Consider the following 17642-nt stretch of genomic DNA (forward strand, 5'->3'; position numbering starts at 1 on the left):
ACTGTCCGATAATGCAGAATAAATGGAGGGTCCGTATGAAAATCCAATTACAACTACAAGGCTTATCTCAATACGATTCATCGATTCGAACAGACTATCAAGCCTCTGCATGCGGTCCAGTGACAGCATTTCTATTATTAAATTATTTACAAGAAAATACTTTTTCTGATACACCTAACACACTTTACGAAAAACTTGGTGGTACTCGTATCGGATTATTTACCCATCGATTTGTCCGTAATCTTCGCAAAATACTTGGTCCTAATTGGCAAATTGAAAAATGTTCTCTTCATACAGCACTAGGCGAGCTTAAAAACGGTAGACCTGTTGCACTCAAATTCGATAAATACTTTTCCTTTCGTTGGAGAAAAAAGGCGACATTTGCTTATCACTGGGTACCCCTTATCGGATACGAAATAGAAGACGATGAGCTTTTTTTACTCATTCATGATAATGGTGGACGAAATCGAGAAAGTAAAATTCGCAAAGTATCCTATGCTCAAAATGCTTCTATTTTAACTTTTATACAAATCACTCCAATGCAAAAAGCGCCAGAATCCCTTGATACTCAAGATTAATGTGAAAAAGACTGTTCTACACTAGGAACAGTCTTCGTTATATTCCTCTATAATTCCTTCACCATAAATACTTGGGAAATGTCTGTATTTCTAAAGCCTTTGCTCTGTAAAAAAGGTAGTGTTTTTTTCGTATGATCGTATAAATTATACGTCGTCCTTTTGAGTGAGTGTTGAAAATACAATCCTTCTTGGAGGACCGCTTGGAGTGCACGCTCCCCTTCCTCTTTCTCTGTAGCAATTGCTGCTTGAAACAACGTGACTCCTTCTATTTCTCCCCCATATTGTTGCTTTGTCCTTACTAAACAAGCTGCAAGAATTTCATTCTCCTTTGTTGCAATTATTGCTTCACCCCCTACTCTTGGAGTATTAGTTGGATCCACTTGCCAAGGCACAACAGAAGGAAATATCCCTGTATTTATCACTTGTAAAGCAGGCAATCTTTTTATAGCAAATTCGTCTGCAACTTCTTCATCAAAAGAGAGCTCTCCATCTGCCTCTAAAAAATGTAAGGTGTCGATTACATTGTAGCCAGCTTTTTCGTAGAGTTTAATAGCCGGCTGATTAATGGACAAAGCTTCTAATGTTGCAATATCTACATTTTGCTCTTTTAATAGATGAAGGGCTTTTTCTACCAGTAGAGAACCTAGTTTCTTCCCTCTGTACGCAGGAATTATACCCGTACCGCCATTCCAGGCGATTTTCTTACCATCTACTTCTCGAATGCCCTGTAAAACAAATCCAATCAGGTTATTATCCTCAAACATAATAATCGACAAAGCTGGTGAAAGATTTTCATTTCCGAAACGTGCAACAAAAGCATCCAATGACATCTTCATCGGTATATAATACCCTTCAAAACCATTCGTAAAAAGTTCATGCGCTTCTTTAAAAGTTAAATGCTCCATTGTTTTAAAAGTAATCATTTCATACCCCTTTGTATAAGTCTTTAAAACGAAGTGAAACAAATAGGACTTTGTTTCGGTTTAAACCACTCATCAAGCTTCTTAATATCTATGTCGCCAATAGATACAACTCCATAATTATGAAGCGCCTCAACTGATATGCATCCCATCCACCAGGAACTCAAATCATGGATACCTATTTTAATAGTTGCTTCTTCATTTATATTCGATATTTTTGTAGCATTCCAAAAATCACCATTGTAAATAACTTCATATAAGCCGTTTTGTTCTATTAAGAATGTATCTTCAATTTCTATTAATAACCTGATATATTCATCTGGTCTTCTGAGCTGCCGGAAATTCATTTCGTGTATGAAATCAACGACATTAGTTATTCTATACATTAAACCCGCCCCAGTAGTTGCCACTTCATGATAAACACTAGGTATCAGATGATTGGAGCCGTTTAATGGATTAGAAAGCGTGTATAAAAAGGATGGATCATTTGTCCGAAAAATAATTCGATCCACTTGATCTTGTTGGGAATATAACCAAGCAGCTATTTGTTTATAGGCAATTGGATCAGTCCATATCCATTCGTGGACAATCATATATTGATGTAAAAAGTGACTATCTTTTACCGTTTCTAAAGTGAATGCTAATGCACCTAATAGCTGTCCATTTTCTATCACGCCGACATAATTAGTTACCCCATTTTTAATTCGTTGTCGTTCAGTCCACGTTCTTTTAATCATTCCATGATTTTTTTGCGCATAGTCGTTATACAGGGAAACGATTGCTTCCTCATCCTTTGGAGACAAGAACTTGACCAATCCTTTTTCACCATTTGAAACAAGTGCATTCGGTTTAATTTTAAATTCATATTTCATTGGTCCATAACCGTAACCCATATTGCGATAAAAACTTGGATTAAACGGGTAAAGTGATACTAGCGATACATTTTCTTGACTAGCATATTGATGGAAATGAGAAAGAAGTGTAAATGCAATTTTTTCTTTTTTATGAAGCAGATGCACCGCTACCATTCCAATACCAAAAATACGCTGGAATTTACCGTTCACATTACATTCAAAATCATGCAGACGATATATACCTAGAAGTTCTTCTTCCTCATTAAAATACCCAAAATACTGAATACCATTTTGTTCTTCTTGCTCTTTCGTTAAACGACTTATAAATTCCAATTTTTTCTCTGATGTTTGGATGTTCATCCCTGGATAAGCAAAAGCAACAATATCTGCTACAGCTTCCAAGTCTTTGTTTTGTAAAAGTCGAATCAAATCAGTCTCCCCCTTGCGAAAAACCATGTCCATCTTATAGATAAAGTAATTATATTTTATTTTCTATGTTTTGATAATAGTTTTACTATTTTTCTTTTGTCAGTAAAACTTAGTCATTGTATGATTAAATTCCCTACTTAAGAATTGATATACTAAAAAAGAGTTCTTCCCAACGGATTAGGAAAAACTCTTTAACTAACATACAAATCGCTCTACTTTTGAAGCTGTCTTGCCAATATCGTATATCCATGTTCATACAAATAATCGAATTTCGAAGCCGGTATATCATTTACAACTAAATGATTTAATTCTGCTTCGATTGGGACATCCCTTCTAATGGTTGCAAGTTCCTTTGATAATTTTAGCATTTCTAGATCTGTCTCAATTTTCGTTCGTTGCCCTGCTTTCAATAAATGAAGGGAATCAATTACTGCTTCCACACTGCCATAAGTTTGCACTAATTGCAATGCCGTTTTCGGGCCAATTCCTTTTACGCCTGCATAGCCATCGCTAGTGTCTCCCATGAACGCTTTCACATCAGGGAATAGTAAAGGAGAAATTCCATACTCTTCTATAAAACGCGCTTCATTGTACACATCATAGATTGTAAATCCTTTTTTCGTAAATGCGATTTCCGTTGATGGATGAAGTAGCTGTAATAAATCTTTATCCCCACTAACGATTGTGAACCTCGCATCGTCTTGCCATTTATGGGTAATAGAAGCGATTGTATCATCTGCTTCCATTCCAACTATTCCAAAGTTCATCCAGCCTAAATGCTCCGATAAATCTTGTGCCATATCAAATTGGGGGATTAGTTCCTCTGCTGGTTTCGGACGGTTTGCTTTATATCCGTCATACAGTTCATTGCGAAACGTATGCATCCCTTTATCCCAACAAACCGCCATATGCGTCGGCTGCATTAAATTCTGTGCTGCAAGTACATGGCGTGCAAATCCTTGTACAGCATTCGTTGGAATACCTTTCTCATTTTTAAAGTAGTTTCCGGACATAGCTGTTGCAAAAAACGAGCGGAATAACAGGGCCATTCCATCTATTATTAGTACATGTGGTTTATCTTGATTCATTTCAAACATCCTTTAAAGTTAATATTATCTAGTATAACATGAATAGGCTTAAATCTTATTAGGAGGGGGTATATTAATAGAAATATATAATCGGGGGAATCAACGCATGAACATACATAATGGCTCACTTTATTGGCCTACAACAACCGCTCCTTTTACTCCAAATACGCTTTACGAGAAGCTAGATCTATATGATACAGTAATTGTCGGCTCCGGCATGTCCGGTTCTTTAACTGCTCTTGCATTAGCAGAGGCTGGTTTATCCGTTGCAGTATTAGATAAAAGGGCGCTTGGCACTGGTAGCACTAGTGCCAATACGGGCTTGCTGCAGTATTCCAATGATATTATGCTGCATGAATTGATCGAACAAATAGGGGAACTAGAGGCTGTCCGCTTTTATCAGCTTTGTTATGAAGCAGTGGATGACATTGAAAAAACAGTAAATCGACTACATATAGATGCAGATTTTATTCGTAGACCTAGTATTTGTTATGCGAGCGATGAAAAAGACGTGGAAAAAATAAAAACCGAATACGCTACTTTGCAAAAGTATGGACTTCCATGTGACTATTACGAGCAAAAGGATATAGAAGAAAAGTTTCCATTTTCTAAATTAGGTGCTTTAGTTACGTTTAATGATGCAGAAGTAAACCCATTAAAATTTGTACAAGCACTTCTACAGAAAGTCGAATCGATGGGAGTTCATCTCTTTCCATATGTGGAGGTGCAAGATGTATTTAATGTAGAAGATCACCTCGAGCTACGTACTTCCGGACAAACATTCCATGCAAAACAAATCATTTATACAACAGGTTATGAAACTACACCTGTTGGCAATAGAATTGGTGCAGATATTAACCGATCCTATGTATTTGTAAGCAATCCAATGGAAGATTTATCTGACTGGTATAAACGAGCACTTATTTGGGAAACAAAACGACCATATCTCTACATCCGCTCAACTTCAGATGGCAGAATAATAGCAGGTGGATTAGATGAAGATAAACCTGATGCTCCCCTTTCAGACGAATTAATCATGATGCATGCTAAAAAATTATTAAAACAAACGGAAACCCTATTTCCGAATTATCGTATGAAAATTGACTATGCCTACGCTGCAAGCTTTGGAGAATCTATTGATAATTTACCATTTATCGGAGAACATCCTACCAAAAAAAATCACTATTATTTGTTAGGATATGGTGGCAATGGAACGGTATATAGTATGTTAGGATCTCAAATTTTAAGAGATTTAATCACTGGCAAAAGAAACGAGGATGCTGAAATCGTCCAACTAAATCGTAAATACGGAGTAACTTAAAACAACGAAGGAAATATTACTTCCTTCGTTGTTTTAAGAAATTATTAAGTTTTTCTATTAACGCCTCTCGCATGAATGGCTTCTTTACTCCATAAAAAGTTACGATATGTTTTTGCTCTTATCGTATTTGTAGAAAATATAGTTTTTCTTGCGTATTCATTCGTGGCAGTTACAGCTCGTGTATATTGTTCCTTCATATTTCTTGCCTGCAAATAGTTGGTTATCTTAGCAGGTGTACCACTACTTTCTACTAACCCATGCAAATGAAAAACAGCACTCTTTTTTTGATCTATAATCGCATCAAATACGAACATAATGACTCGATTCACGTCTCTTTTTAAAGCAATCAGGTCCATATAATAGGCATCTTTATAAGCTAAAAATTGAACAACATAACCAAGTAAAGCTTTTTTCAATTGAAATGGAAAAAATGCAATCATTCGATTATGTTCTTTAACTGCGTATATCTCTACTCCTTCATTTTCCCCAATTAGCTTCCACCAATTATAAACAAAGTCGAATTCGATAAATGGGTTTTTATTTTGATTTCCTTCTAAAATAGCACACCAATCTTTTTCATATATACTTAAATGCTTATATGATTTTATCAGAACAAGCTCCAAACAATCCTCCCATCCGAGTTAATTCTGTTTCTCTGACAGTCTCTTCTAAACCTAAAGCAAAGCTATAGGATGGAAACCAACCAAAAGTGGACATTACCTTTTCATTGGAAAGAACACTTCTATTAATCTCTTCTCCACGTAATGATTCGTAGACTGGATTAGTTTGAGTACCTGCGATCCTTGTTAACTCATCAAACACGTGCTGAATCGATAATTCTGTGGAAGTACTAACATTAAAAACTCCAGTACTTTCTGATACCAATGCTTGCATGCAAGCTGCTGCTGCATCTTTTACATAGATGAAATCTCTCGTTTGGTTGCCATCATTGAATATGACCGGGCTCTCCCCGTCCAACAAACGATTGAGAAAGTTTATAATTACTCCGTTTGTTTGCCTAGGACCAAAGACATTTGAAAACCGCAATATACAGCTGTTTAAACCAAAGAGTTTTTTATATAATAGGATATAATTTTCAGCAGAAAGTTTACACAAAGCATGGAATGAAAGAGGAGCAGGCTTCGAATCTTCTTTACTTGGTAAAATAGAGGAATTTCCGTAGACTGCTACAGAAGATCCGAATATACATTTTTTCACTTTATACTCATTAGAAAAGCGAAGAATATTAAGCGTACCAAGTAAGCTTGCATGATACTCTTTTAATGGGTTTGACGTCGATTCAAACGCAGATGTTTGATCGGCTAAATGAATAACATAATCCGGTTGTTCATTTAAAAATATAGTTTCCACATCATTATCTGTTATATCCATTTCATAAAATTTTGCATCTGTAGGTATCCTATTTTTAATCCCTGTCGATAGATTATCCACTGCAACAACCGTAAATTGCTGTTCTAATAATGCTTGTACGACATGTGAACCGATAAAACCAGCCGCTCCGGTTACTAATACTTTCAAAGTATATCCTCCAATACTGCTAAGTAATTTTATTTTGTTCGCTACTATTCTATTATTTCAATGTGTATCCGCTCGATTTTTTCTCTACCCTACTGATTTAGTATATTCAAGCTAGTCACTAAAAATGAACCGGAACCAGTCCATGGGTAGGATAAAATAGAATAGCGCACATAATAAGGAATCTGCGCGGTAATGAGTTGAATAAAGTATCCAGTATAAATTTTCCTAGTAAATGGTAGTACGAGACAATATCAATCTAGCGGATGCTCTTTTGGAAAAAGCGGGAAGTCTAGCGACTATTACTACGCATTATCCCCCTAGTTAGAAGTATCTCGCCGTAATATTATCCAAATAATGGCTAAGGGCAATCAATCAGTCATGAAGGCAACCAATTCTATTCAAAAAGCAACTAAATCAGCATAAGAGCAACCAAATTACTAGTGAAAGCAACCAGATGGTCCATGAAAGCAACTAATTCTTAAAACAGCAAGTTTACTTGGAGTGAGACGCCGATATTACCGCATATTTCCCAATATCACGATTAGAATAAAATAAGCCGCTCCAACATTTTTTTGTTAGAACGGCTTTTAAATATTATAAAATTCAAGCAAATGTACTAAAGTTCAATTACTCGGTGACAAAGTCTTTCCACCAATTTAGCTTCGTGACTTACCACGATGATGCCCATTTCTCTTTTTTTTGCAATTTCCATAACTGCATGCCAAATTTGAGCTTGTGTGATTGCATCCAGCATCGTAGTCATTTCATCCGCTATAAGAAAGCGAGTCCCAGCTCCTAGGGCCCTGGCTACGCAAAATCGCTGTAACTCTCCACCTGATAGCTCTCCCGGCCATCTAGTTAACCATTCCTGCTCAATTCCTAATAAATCTAGCAGTTCTATGTCGGGCCTTCCTCCTTCGTTAAGCACCTTCCCCATTTTCCAACGTGGATTTACTGCTTTTTCTGGATGTTGGAAAACTAATTGAACTGGGTGGACTCCTTTCGAAGCAATGGGCAAACCACCAATCGTCACATTTCCTTCTAACGGCTTTTCATATCCCGATAAAATACGGCAAAAAGTTGTTTTACCACGTCCGCTAGGTCCTGTGAGTCCGACAATTTCTCCAGGTTCTACAGTTAGGTTTGCATGTTGGAATAGCCATGGTCCATTACCATATCGAAATCCAATACTTTTTGCTTCAAGTCGCATGCATACACCTCACCATTCCGTCGCGGATATTCCGCATATCTGGTTGTTTCTCATTGCATGCAGGGGTTGCCATTGTACAACGCGGTGCAAACAAACAACCAGTTGGCAGGGCACTTGGATGAGGCTGCGAACCAGGAATTGGAATAAAATCATTTTGAGGCAAGGCTCTCCATAATGCTTTACTATAAGGATGCCGTAATGCTTCGCCGTTCCCCGTAAAATCTTCTACAGGAGCTACCTCAACTGTCGTACCTGCATAAAACACAGCGATTTTATCGGCAATCGTTAAAGCAGATTCAATATCATGTGTAATGAGCATAACCGCACATCCATTATCTGCAAACTCTCTGAAGTTATTTAACGCTTCTTTCATAACTACTGGATCTAGACCTGGTGTAGGTTCATCTGCAATAATTACCTTCGCATCGCTTACGATTGCGGTGGATAGAAGCGTTCTTCTTGCCATTCCCCCAGAAAGCTGGAAGGGATACATCTTCTCCACCGTTTGTTGTAAGTGAAGCCTTTTAAAAACCGCTCGTTGGGCTACAGTAGCATCTCCAGTTTTGACGGAGGTACGAACTTGATTTCCTACACGCATTAGTGGGTCTAAATAGTTTGTCGATTGTGGAATAAGTGCAATCTCTTTACCACGTAGTGATGCTTGTGTAGAAGCGTTGAGCACTTCCCCATTATATTTAATGGTTCCACTTACGAGCGCATTATCGGGAAGTATTCCAAGAATCGCATGAGCGAGCAAACTTTTCCCTGAACCACTCGCTCCTACAACTGCTAATATTTCTCCTGCTTCAAGCGTGACATGCAGGCTTGAAATTACTTGTATGTTTTTCCGTCTCAAACCAGCTGTATATTGATTAAATGATATCGATAAATTTTCCACTTCAAGGATAGGCATTTTTTCTCCCTCCTTTTATTAATCATTGCTTTTCGTAGGATCCAAAAGTATTCTAAGATTTTCTCCTATTCGGTCGAATGTCTGAACTATCATAAGCAAACAAAGGCCTGGGAAAAAAGCCAGCCACCACATACCTGCAGACAAATACCTCATGGATTCTGACAAAATAATGCCAATAGCCGGCTCGTGTGGAGACAGCCCTAAACCTATAAATGTTACGGCAGATTCGTGTAAAATCACGTGAGGAAACATCAACATAAAACCGATTAAGATTTGCGGGGTTAGGTGGGGAAGTATATGATGAACTGCAATCCACCCCCTAGATTTCCCCAGTTGCTTGGAAATCTGAACATATTCTGCTGATCGAATTTGCATAACCTCAGCTCTAATAACACGGGCCAAACTTGGCCAGTGAGTTAAAACAAGCCCCATGACAATCCCCTTAAACCCTCCTCCTAACGTAAACGCAATGAGTATTAAGGTCACAAGATGAGGGACACTGAGGAATAGATCGATCAGCCATGAGATTATACGATCAGCTACTTTACCCATTGTCGCTGCTGCCATACCTAGAATTAGCGCAATAGACGTACTGCCAATTGCTCCAATCAATCCAACTTTCACACTTAATGATAGGCCCATAATTGTTCGGGCAAACATATCTCTCCCTAGCCAATCTGTACCAAAAAGATGATCAAAAGACGGTGCTAAATTACGAGCAATAAGATTAGTCGCAATTCTATCCTCATCTAGTAAAGCACCAACCACTACTACACCTAGCAAAAGTATCGCCGCAACAATACTTGTTACGAGCTTCCTTTGTCTTCGATTTAACAAAAATCGATTTTCTTCTTTTTTTCGAACATGGAGATTTTGAATCATATCATTCTACTCTCCCTCGTTCTTGGGTCTACAACGTAATAGATTAAATCAGCAATTAAATTCCCTGCGAAAACAAAGAATGTACTAAAAATGACTAATCCTAATAATAGCGGAACATCTCCCCGAAGACCTGCTTCTACCGTCGCTTGTCCTAGACCTGGATAAGAGAATATTTGCTCCGCTAGCACAGCTCCTCCAAATAATTCGCCAAACGCCGCAAATTGTAAGGTTATTGCTGGCAAAGCTACATTACGTAATCCATGCCTCCAAAACAATATAAATCCACGTTCACCTCTAGCCCTGGCAAATAACACATAATCGCTAGCAAGTACATCGATTAGCTTCTGACGCGTATGTAACGCAACATTGGCAACACCAATAATACTTAGTGTAATAGCTGGTAGAATAAGATGCTCTATTCGATCTGCAATGGTCACATCGGCTGCAAGTACCCCTGCTGGAACGCCCAATCCGATTGGAAACCAGCCGAGCCAAACAGCGAATACAATGAGCATTAAAAGTCCCATCCAAAAAGTAGGAGTAGATGCAAGTGTATAACAATACCACTTAATCAATCGATCAATCCAAGTGTTCTTCTTCATAGCAGACACAACTCCCATAACAAAACCAATTACTCCTGATAGAACCCATGCAGTTACCATTAAGATAAGAGAGTTTACAAATCGTTCTCCTATTATTTCCGCTACCGGTCGACGAAAAATCATGGAAGTGCCTAAGTCACCCGCAAGTAGGGCAGATCCCCAATTCAAAAACTGCACCATAACTGGTTGATCAAGTCCCCAGTACTCAGCTATTTTTTCTCGTTGCTCCGGCCCCACTTTTAACATATCCGCGCCAATATATGCTTGAATGGGATCTATTGGAGAGTTTTTTACTAGCAAAAACGAAATGAAACAAATAGCTATTAATAATGTAAGCATTCTTAAACCTTTCAGTAATAGAAAGATTCCTAGCTTTCCTAAAAGCATTTTACGCACGTTTATTTACTCCATTTCCAGTCAACGATATTGTCTGTTGCCGGCCAACCATGTCCATGTACATGGATTCTTTGTTCTCCTATATCAAGACCTTCTTTAACTAAGTACAAGTGATCAATGTTGACTAACCATGCCCAAGGAGCATCCCCTTTAGCGCTTAACCCAGTCGTTCCATCCCATTGTGCTTTTTGCCAAAACTCAATTGCTTCTGCTTCACTTTTCGCTTGAAGAGCCTTATTAAAATATCCGTCAACTGTATCATTTCGATAATATCCTGTATTATAGTAATCTACTCCGGCATTATTACCGCCATAGATATTATACATTTCATGCGGGTCATGACTTCCCCATCCCATCAGAACAGCTTCGGAATACATTTTTTGTCCGATAATATCCCAACTGCCGCCTTCAACTTTTATATTAATACCAAGTGGTTTCATCATATCCGCAACGGAAATAGCAAGTGATTGTCTGATTACATCATCCGCAACGTAATAGAGAGTAAATTCTGCTTTCATATTGCCTTTTTCAAGAATTCCATCATTATCTGTATCTTTCCAGCCTGCTTCTTCTAATAGTTGACGTGCTCCGTCTACATCTGCATCTTCTATCACTGTATCCGGATTCCACCAAGGTAGCCCATCGACTGATGTATAAGCTGGGGAACCATAGCCTTCTAACACTCCGTCGATTAATGCTTTTCGATCTACCGCAATATTTATCGCGTGACGAATAGCCGGATCTGCTGTCACATCATTCCCAATTGGTAAGCCGTCCTTTGTAAAGTTACCTGACTTCACATAAGGAAATACAATCCCACGATTATCTACTGTTTTAATTGCTTTAAGTTTCATACCAGGAACGTTCTGTTTGCTATATGCTGCTGGGATATAGGCAAGATCAACTGTTCCTGCTTGAGCAGCCGCAAAGGCAGAGTCTTCATTTAAAAATACAAAAGTAACTTTTTTAAAGTAAGGTTTTTTGCCATAGTATTCAGGATTTTCCTTAACAATTAGCTGTTGGCCCTTGTCCCATTGTTCGAGCTGATACGGCCCGGAGCCTATTGGGTTTTCTCCATAGTTTTCACTATATGCATGCTTCGGTACAATACCAGTTGCAACTAAATTATTTATAAACGTAGATTGTGCTTCCTTCAGTATGAATTTAACAGTCGTATTATCCACTGCTTCTACTTTTTCCAATCCATTCAAATCCACAACAGATCCACTGTTCATCGCTGTTTCAAAAGTAAATTTAACGTCTTGTGCTGTTAAAGGCTCGCCATCTGAAAATTTCACATCTTCACGTAATTTTACAGTCCAAACTTTGCCGTCTTCATTTACCTCATAACTTGTTGCCAAATCATTAACAATATTAAGCTTGTCATCTCTTTTTAATAGAGTACTTTGAAATAGAGGAGAACCATAACGTCCCCAACCAGTCGTTGGATCGAATCCAGTTTCAGGTTCAGACCCAAACGCTAAAACAAGCTCATCTTTTGGAGCATCCTTACTTTTATCATTATTTTGTTGTGAATTAGATGTTGAACATCCTGCTAATATTATCGATACAGCTAGAGTAGCTATAACGATGAAACCGAAAAACTTTTTGGTCATTTACTGCACTCCTTTTATTAATAAATTGAAATCGATCCGGTTTAAAATAAAGAATGAAAGAAATATTATTTGTGGCATGACGAAGGTCATATTTTGGTAATGCGGAAGATTACCAGAGAGTGGGTGGAAGAAAACAGAATAAAATAGATAGAATTTGCTAGTGATTCCATTACGTATTATACGACTGTTTTTATAAGGTATCAACAACTAAATAGGACAGTATTTAGAGAGAAGACCTCCCTTATGTACAACACTAGGAAAGCCTTATATATTTTTGTTCTAAAAAATACTCAAATCCCATGTTTTCGCTATTTTCTCCAATAAAAAAACCCCCGCCACACTACTTCCATACTCATCGATAGCAGGTCCATAAATACCTATCCCACATCCTTCGAGTAGAGGAGAAGCCTCCTGTCTCACACGGGGCGGTACTGCTGCCATAACGCCTCCAGAAACTCCTGTTTTAGACGGAATTCCAATGAATGCAGCAAATCGTCCAGAGTTATTGTAGACACCACAAGTCAGCATAAGACTCTTTGCCAATCTAGCAACTTCTTTCGGAAGGATTTGGGCTTTCTGAAGAGGATGATAGCCATCATGTGCTAGTACTAACCCCATTAAAGCAACATCTTCTGTCGTCACTTCAATCGAGCATTGTTTCAAATACACTTCTAAAGCTTCCTCTACTTCTATTTCTAAATAGCCTGTCTCTTTTAAATAATAAGCGAGCGCTCTATTTCGATTCGCCGTTTTCCATTCAGAGAGGAACACTTCTTCATTGTAGGTAAATGGTTTCCCAACCATTTTCTCCATTAATAGTAATACGGAATCCAACTTCGTTTTTGAGTCTTCCCCCGGTAGGATGGAAGATACCGTAATAGCTCCTGCATTAATCATGGGATTAAGTGGCTTGCCGAGCTTATGCATCTCTAAACGAATGATAGAGTCAAATGGATCACCGGTTGGTTCTAAATCGACCCTTTCCAAAACATAAGGAACTCCATGATGCATACATGCTGCGATAAAACTAATTACTTTAGAAATGCTTTGTAGAGTGAATACTACTTCCCAATCACCGGACCTTATAATGCTTCCATCTGGTTCTATGATGGATATGCCTAAATGAGAAGAATTTGCCTTTTCTAAAGCTGGTATGTAGGAGGCATTTTTTCCTTGTGAAGTAAAGGAGCGATAATGCTTAATCCAGTCATCGATTAACTTTTGGTTACTTGTTTGTTCCACTGCTTTTATCCCCCATTCTATAACCTACTTCTTGGAAGTAAATAACCATAAAAAAACTACAATTACCGCTCATTACGATAATTGTAGTCTTTGCTTCATTCGTCTTATTTAAACTATTTGGTTATTCCCCATCACTATCATCATCTTTTTCTCTGGATGGCAAGATCCCTATTTTCACCACAAGCTTAGGTAAGTTCATCGCTATAAACATTAACACTGCCGTAATAATCGCTAAATCATATGCTCCATAGCCTATTGTCAAACCGACACACGCAGTAATCCAAAGATTTGCAGCAGTAGTAAGTCCACGCTTCACATTTCCCTTATCTATCCAAATTACACCTGCTCCAAGAAAACCAATGCCACTTATTACTTGAGCTGCCAACCGCATCGGGTCCATATAAGGTCCCTGATTTAAAGTAGATAATGACATCGCTAATGTCGATCCTAAACATACTAATATATGAGTTCTAATACCTGCGGGCTTATTTTTTATCGCCCTTTCTAAACCTATAAAAAATCCGACTATCGTTGCTACAACCAGTCTTATATATAAGTCAAAATGTGAATCAAATAATGAGGATATAAAATTCATCATGCATTACTCCTTTAAAGTTTACTTATATCAAGACATATTCCTAAAATCATCTTTCCATGGTTCATTATAGCCATAACCGTAACCAGGTTATTCCTAATAATTAGCGTCAGCCAGTTACCTCCCCCCTTCTAAGCCTTAGGTCGTAGAAAAAGTTAAATCTAAGGTTCAATGTGGAACATTTTTCTATTTTCTAAAATGAAATAGGGACTTTACCGATAGAAGGGAGCTTTTAGAAATTAAGTTTTTGTAAAATTTTTAAAGTTATCTACAAATCTGTTTTTTTACTTTTCGTTTATGCTAGCATTTTATTAGTGCAAAATTGTAATTTTTAGGAGGAATTATTTCTATGTCGACGTTTACTAAATGGGCTTTTGGTAACAGGGCTGCTGTCGCTGTATTAACGATTTTAATATTAGTGATAGGTATAGTCAGTTATTTTAGGCTACCAATGGAATTTTTACCGACTGCGGATAATCCGCAAGTAACGATCATTTCTATGGGTCATGGCACTGACTCCAAAACAATGGAGTCTGAAGTGACCATTCCAATTGAAAGAGCAGTTACTGGATTGAATGGAAAAACATCTGTTTATTCTACAACGGGGGATGGCTTTTCAAAAGTAGACCTATTTTTTGAAGCAGGGTCTGATATGAAACAAGCGAAACAGGATGTACAGGATGCAATAAGCAGTGTGGCATTGCCTCCCTATATAGCTAAACCTACCATATCACAGCTGAATACGTCCATGATTCCAATTGTCAACATTGCCGTTACTTTTGATGAAGGTTTAACTACGGAAAATATGGATTTTGCACGAGAAGAGCTTAAATCTATCTATCAAGAGATTAAAGGTGTTTCTAATGTAGATGTATATGGCATTACGGATTCCATTATTTCTATCAAGATTGATGAAGAAAAATTGGCTGAAAATCAAATTCCTCTTCAAGCGGTCATGGGAGTACTTCAAGGTCAAAATACTACTGTAGCTGTCGGAGAAAAAACGATAGACGGTAAAACAAGCAATGTCAAAGTAATTGGCGATGTCACAAGCATAGAAAAACTAAAGGGGTTAACAGTAGCTCCAAATGTTGAGGTAAGTGATATTGCCTCTATTGAAGAAACAAAGGATACAAACTTTATCAGTCGTTTTAATGGAAAAGACAGCTTAGATATAAGCATCACGAAAGACAGCCAATCGAATGCTGTAACGATTAGTAAAGAAGTTGAAAAAGCAACAAAGGAAATCAATGAAAAATATAATCAGCAGGAATCTGTCATTTACGTATCCTCCGCTGATTTAGTCGAAAACTCCGTTCATACGATGATAAAAGAAGTGCTACTTGGCGCACTATTTGCAACCATTGTCATTATGCTCTTTTTACGAAATATCCGTTCTACTTTTATCACCATCGTATCGATTCCTTTATCACTTTGTTTTACGTTATTCCTTCTATCATTATCAGGAGTGACACTAAACATTTTAACGCTTGGTGGTGTCGCTGTTGCAGTGGGACGTTTAGTAGACGACAGTATCGTTGTTATCGAGAATATTTTCCGCAAAATGCAGACAGAGAAATTCTCCGTTCAAATGGTTATTGATGCTACGAAGCAAGTAGGTGTTGCGATCACTGCCTCCACGCTGACAACAGTAGCCGTATTCTTACCAATGAGCTTATTAAATGGTGGATTACAAGAATTCCTATTACCATTTGCCTTAACGGTTACCTATTCCTTGCTTGCGTCGTTACTCGTAGCGTTAACTGTTGTGCCAGTAATGAGTGCAGGATTATTAAAAAATACAAAGATGCCTGAACATAAACCAGCTGTTCGTTTTCCAAAACTAGTTACGTGGTCTTTAAACCACAAATGGATTGTCTTCACTATTTCCATACTTCTAATTTTCGGTTCCATCGGTACTTATTTTGTCATCCCTAAAGGAGCAGTAGACAATTCTTCTGCTGACTATGTCATGGCAACACTTAGTTACCCAAATGATACACCTATAGCGGAAGTAAAGGAAAAAACATTAGAGCTTGAATCCTCCATTCTAGCAATAGATGAAGTGCAGCATGTGTTTTCTCAAGTAGGTTCGCCGGCAGAAGCAGCTCAATATGGCTGGGTCGGATCGCCAACTGAAGCATCCTTCAGTATTTTAGTGCACGATAAAAAAGATACAGAACATATTATGAAAGAAATGAAAAAGAAAAAAGAGGACTATCCTGATGCCACTTTAGAATTATCGGCTGCCTCCTTTATGATGGGTGGAGCAAGCACGAATATTACAATTGATGTCGTCGGTGAAAATGTAGGTGATTTGGAAGAAGTAGCATCAGCTATAAAAGAAAAAGTACAAAGTATTGAAGGTGTAGAGGAAGTAACAACCAATCAAGACGAAAAGAAAACAGTACACTCTCTCGTAGTTGATCCGACAAAAGGTAATACAGAACAAATTGCACAACAGTTAGGTGTCATGTTAAATAAAACACCAATTGGAACAATTAGTGTGAATGATAAACAAAAAACAGTATTCTTGGAACCACTTCTCGATACAAAAACAACAGAAGACTTAGAAAAAATCCAAGTTATGACGGATACAGGTCTTGTTCCAGTATCATCGATTGCTACATTACAAAGTGAGGAACGATCAACGAACCAGTTCCATAAAGACGGAGATACCTATCTTCGAGTTACAGCTTCCGTAGATCCTGCAAAGCTATCAGAAATCTCGAGTGCAATAAATCTCGAAATTTTTGGCGATAAAGAGGATAAAGCTGGCTTAGATATTACCGAAAATGTCGATGTTCTGATCGGTGGTTCGAGCAGCCAACAAGCAGAAGACTTCACAGATTTATTCCTTATAATGCTTGTATCTATCGGAATTGTATTTTTAATCATGGTCATCACATTTAAATCTATTAAAGCACCAATTGCCATTCTATGCTCATTACCACTTGCAGCAATTGGAGCAATCCTTGGAATTCTTATTAGTGGAATATCAGTGGATATTACAGCTCTTCTTGGAGCATTAATGCTAATCGGGATTGTCGTAACAAATGCGATTGTACTATTAGATCGTGTGAAGCAAAATGAACAAAAAATGATTATTCGCGATGCACTTGTCGAAGCAACCGCAACACGAATGCGACCAATTTTCATGACTGCAATCGCGACAATCTGTGCTATGCTTCCACTACTCATGAAGCAAGCGGAATCAGGAAGTTTAGTATCACAAAGCCTTGCTATTGTTGTTATAGGTGGATTAGCAATGGCAACATTACTAACACTGATTGTAATTCCTTGTATTTATGAATTACTTTATTTTAGAAAATCTAAGAAACAGCGGATGAATCAGTCAGCTGAGCGAGAAATAACTTCATAATATGTACCTCTTAAAACCAGACCTTAGTTCAATGCTATCGTCTGGTTTTATTTATTTCTTTTTAGGGTAATTGAG

15 protein-coding genes are annotated in these 17642 nt (G+C 37.8%); 3 read left to right on the forward strand and 12 right to left on the reverse strand.

Annotated elements, in window-relative coordinates; genetic code table 11:
• Positions 1-35: 35 nt before the first annotated feature.
• On the forward strand, positions 36-578 hold the full coding sequence (locus ACIP9W_RS10360) for a C39 family peptidase (protein WP_400788888.1): 543 nt from the start codon (positions 36-38) through the stop codon (positions 576-578).
• Between the two features lie 47 nt (positions 579-625).
• Here the strand turns inward: ACIP9W_RS10360 and ACIP9W_RS10365 are convergent, their stop codons facing one another.
• The 3 genes from ACIP9W_RS10365 to ACIP9W_RS10375 all read right to left on the reverse strand — a co-directional run bounded on the left by ACIP9W_RS10365 (position 626) and on the right by ACIP9W_RS10375 (position 3869).
• Positions 626-1501 carry a GNAT family N-acetyltransferase gene (locus tag ACIP9W_RS10365; RefSeq protein WP_400788891.1) on the reverse strand — a complete coding sequence of 292 codons (876 nt, stop codon included), beginning with the start codon at positions 1499-1501 and terminating at the stop codon, positions 626-628.
• A 23-nt stretch (positions 1502-1524) separates the two neighbouring features.
• Positions 1525-2781: a GNAT family N-acetyltransferase gene (locus tag ACIP9W_RS10370; protein ID WP_400788893.1), complete on the reverse strand. Its 1257-nt coding sequence runs from the start codon at positions 2779-2781 to the stop codon at positions 1525-1527.
• Between the two features lie 212 nt (positions 2782-2993).
• Positions 2994-3869, reverse strand: coding sequence for a 5'-3' exonuclease (locus ACIP9W_RS10375; protein WP_400788895.1), 876 nt, complete (start codon positions 3867-3869; stop codon positions 2994-2996).
• Between the two features lie 106 nt (positions 3870-3975).
• Between ACIP9W_RS10375 and ACIP9W_RS10380 the strand changes: the two genes are divergently transcribed.
• Positions 3976-5190 carry an NAD(P)/FAD-dependent oxidoreductase gene (locus ACIP9W_RS10380; protein ID WP_400788897.1) on the forward strand — a complete coding sequence of 405 codons (1215 nt, stop codon included), beginning with the start codon at positions 3976-3978 and terminating at the stop codon, positions 5188-5190.
• Between the two features lie 44 nt (positions 5191-5234).
• Here ACIP9W_RS10380 and ACIP9W_RS10385 read toward each other — a convergent pair whose 3' ends face one another.
• From ACIP9W_RS10385 to ACIP9W_RS10425, 9 genes are all read right to left on the reverse strand, one after another.
• Positions 5235-5813, reverse strand: coding sequence for a GNAT family N-acetyltransferase (locus ACIP9W_RS10385; RefSeq protein WP_400788900.1), 579 nt, complete (start codon positions 5811-5813; stop codon positions 5235-5237).
• Positions 5785-6729: an NAD-dependent epimerase/dehydratase family protein gene (locus ACIP9W_RS10390; RefSeq protein WP_400788902.1), complete on the reverse strand. Its 945-nt coding sequence runs from the start codon at positions 6727-6729 to the stop codon at positions 5785-5787. Before ACIP9W_RS10390 ends, ACIP9W_RS10385 begins: the two co-directional genes overlap by 29 nt.
• 616 nt (positions 6730-7345) lie before the next feature.
• Positions 7346-7939: an ABC transporter ATP-binding protein gene (locus ACIP9W_RS10395; RefSeq protein WP_400788904.1), complete on the reverse strand. Its 594-nt coding sequence runs from the start codon at positions 7937-7939 to the stop codon at positions 7346-7348.
• Positions 7929-8852, reverse strand: coding sequence for an ABC transporter ATP-binding protein (locus tag ACIP9W_RS10400; RefSeq protein WP_400788906.1), 924 nt, complete (start codon positions 8850-8852; stop codon positions 7929-7931). The genes ACIP9W_RS10395 and ACIP9W_RS10400 overlap by 11 nt, the downstream gene beginning before the upstream one ends.
• A gap of 18 nt (positions 8853-8870) precedes the next feature.
• Positions 8871-9734, reverse strand: coding sequence for an ABC transporter permease (locus ACIP9W_RS10405; RefSeq protein ID WP_400788908.1), 864 nt, complete (start codon positions 9732-9734; stop codon positions 8871-8873).
• Positions 9731-10723: an ABC transporter permease gene (locus tag ACIP9W_RS10410; RefSeq protein WP_400789345.1), complete on the reverse strand. Its 993-nt coding sequence runs from the start codon at positions 10721-10723 to the stop codon at positions 9731-9733. Before ACIP9W_RS10410 ends, ACIP9W_RS10405 begins: the two co-directional genes overlap by 4 nt.
• Positions 10724-10734: 11 nt before the next feature.
• A complete protein-coding gene (locus tag ACIP9W_RS10415; RefSeq protein WP_400788910.1) occupies positions 10735-12348 on the reverse strand; it encodes an ABC transporter substrate-binding protein in 1614 nt (537 codons plus the stop codon).
• 279 nt (positions 12349-12627) lie between these two features.
• Positions 12628-13599 carry a glutaminase gene (locus ACIP9W_RS10420; RefSeq protein ID WP_400789347.1) on the reverse strand — a complete coding sequence of 324 codons (972 nt, stop codon included), beginning with the start codon at positions 13597-13599 and terminating at the stop codon, positions 12628-12630.
• Positions 13600-13711: 112 nt separating this feature from the next.
• Positions 13712-14188: an MgtC/SapB family protein gene (locus ACIP9W_RS10425; protein ID WP_400788912.1), complete on the reverse strand. Its 477-nt coding sequence runs from the start codon at positions 14186-14188 to the stop codon at positions 13712-13714.
• 346 nt (positions 14189-14534) lie between these two features.
• Between ACIP9W_RS10425 and ACIP9W_RS10430 the strand changes: the two genes are divergently transcribed.
• A complete protein-coding gene (locus ACIP9W_RS10430) occupies positions 14535-17567 on the forward strand; it encodes an efflux RND transporter permease subunit (RefSeq protein ID WP_400788914.1) in 3033 nt (1010 codons plus the stop codon).
• Positions 17568-17642: the final 75 nt, after the last annotated feature.

This window comes from Psychrobacillus sp. NPDC093180, from assembly GCF_044754065.1.
Classification (GTDB): Bacteria; Bacillota; Bacilli; order Bacillales_A; family Planococcaceae; genus Psychrobacillus.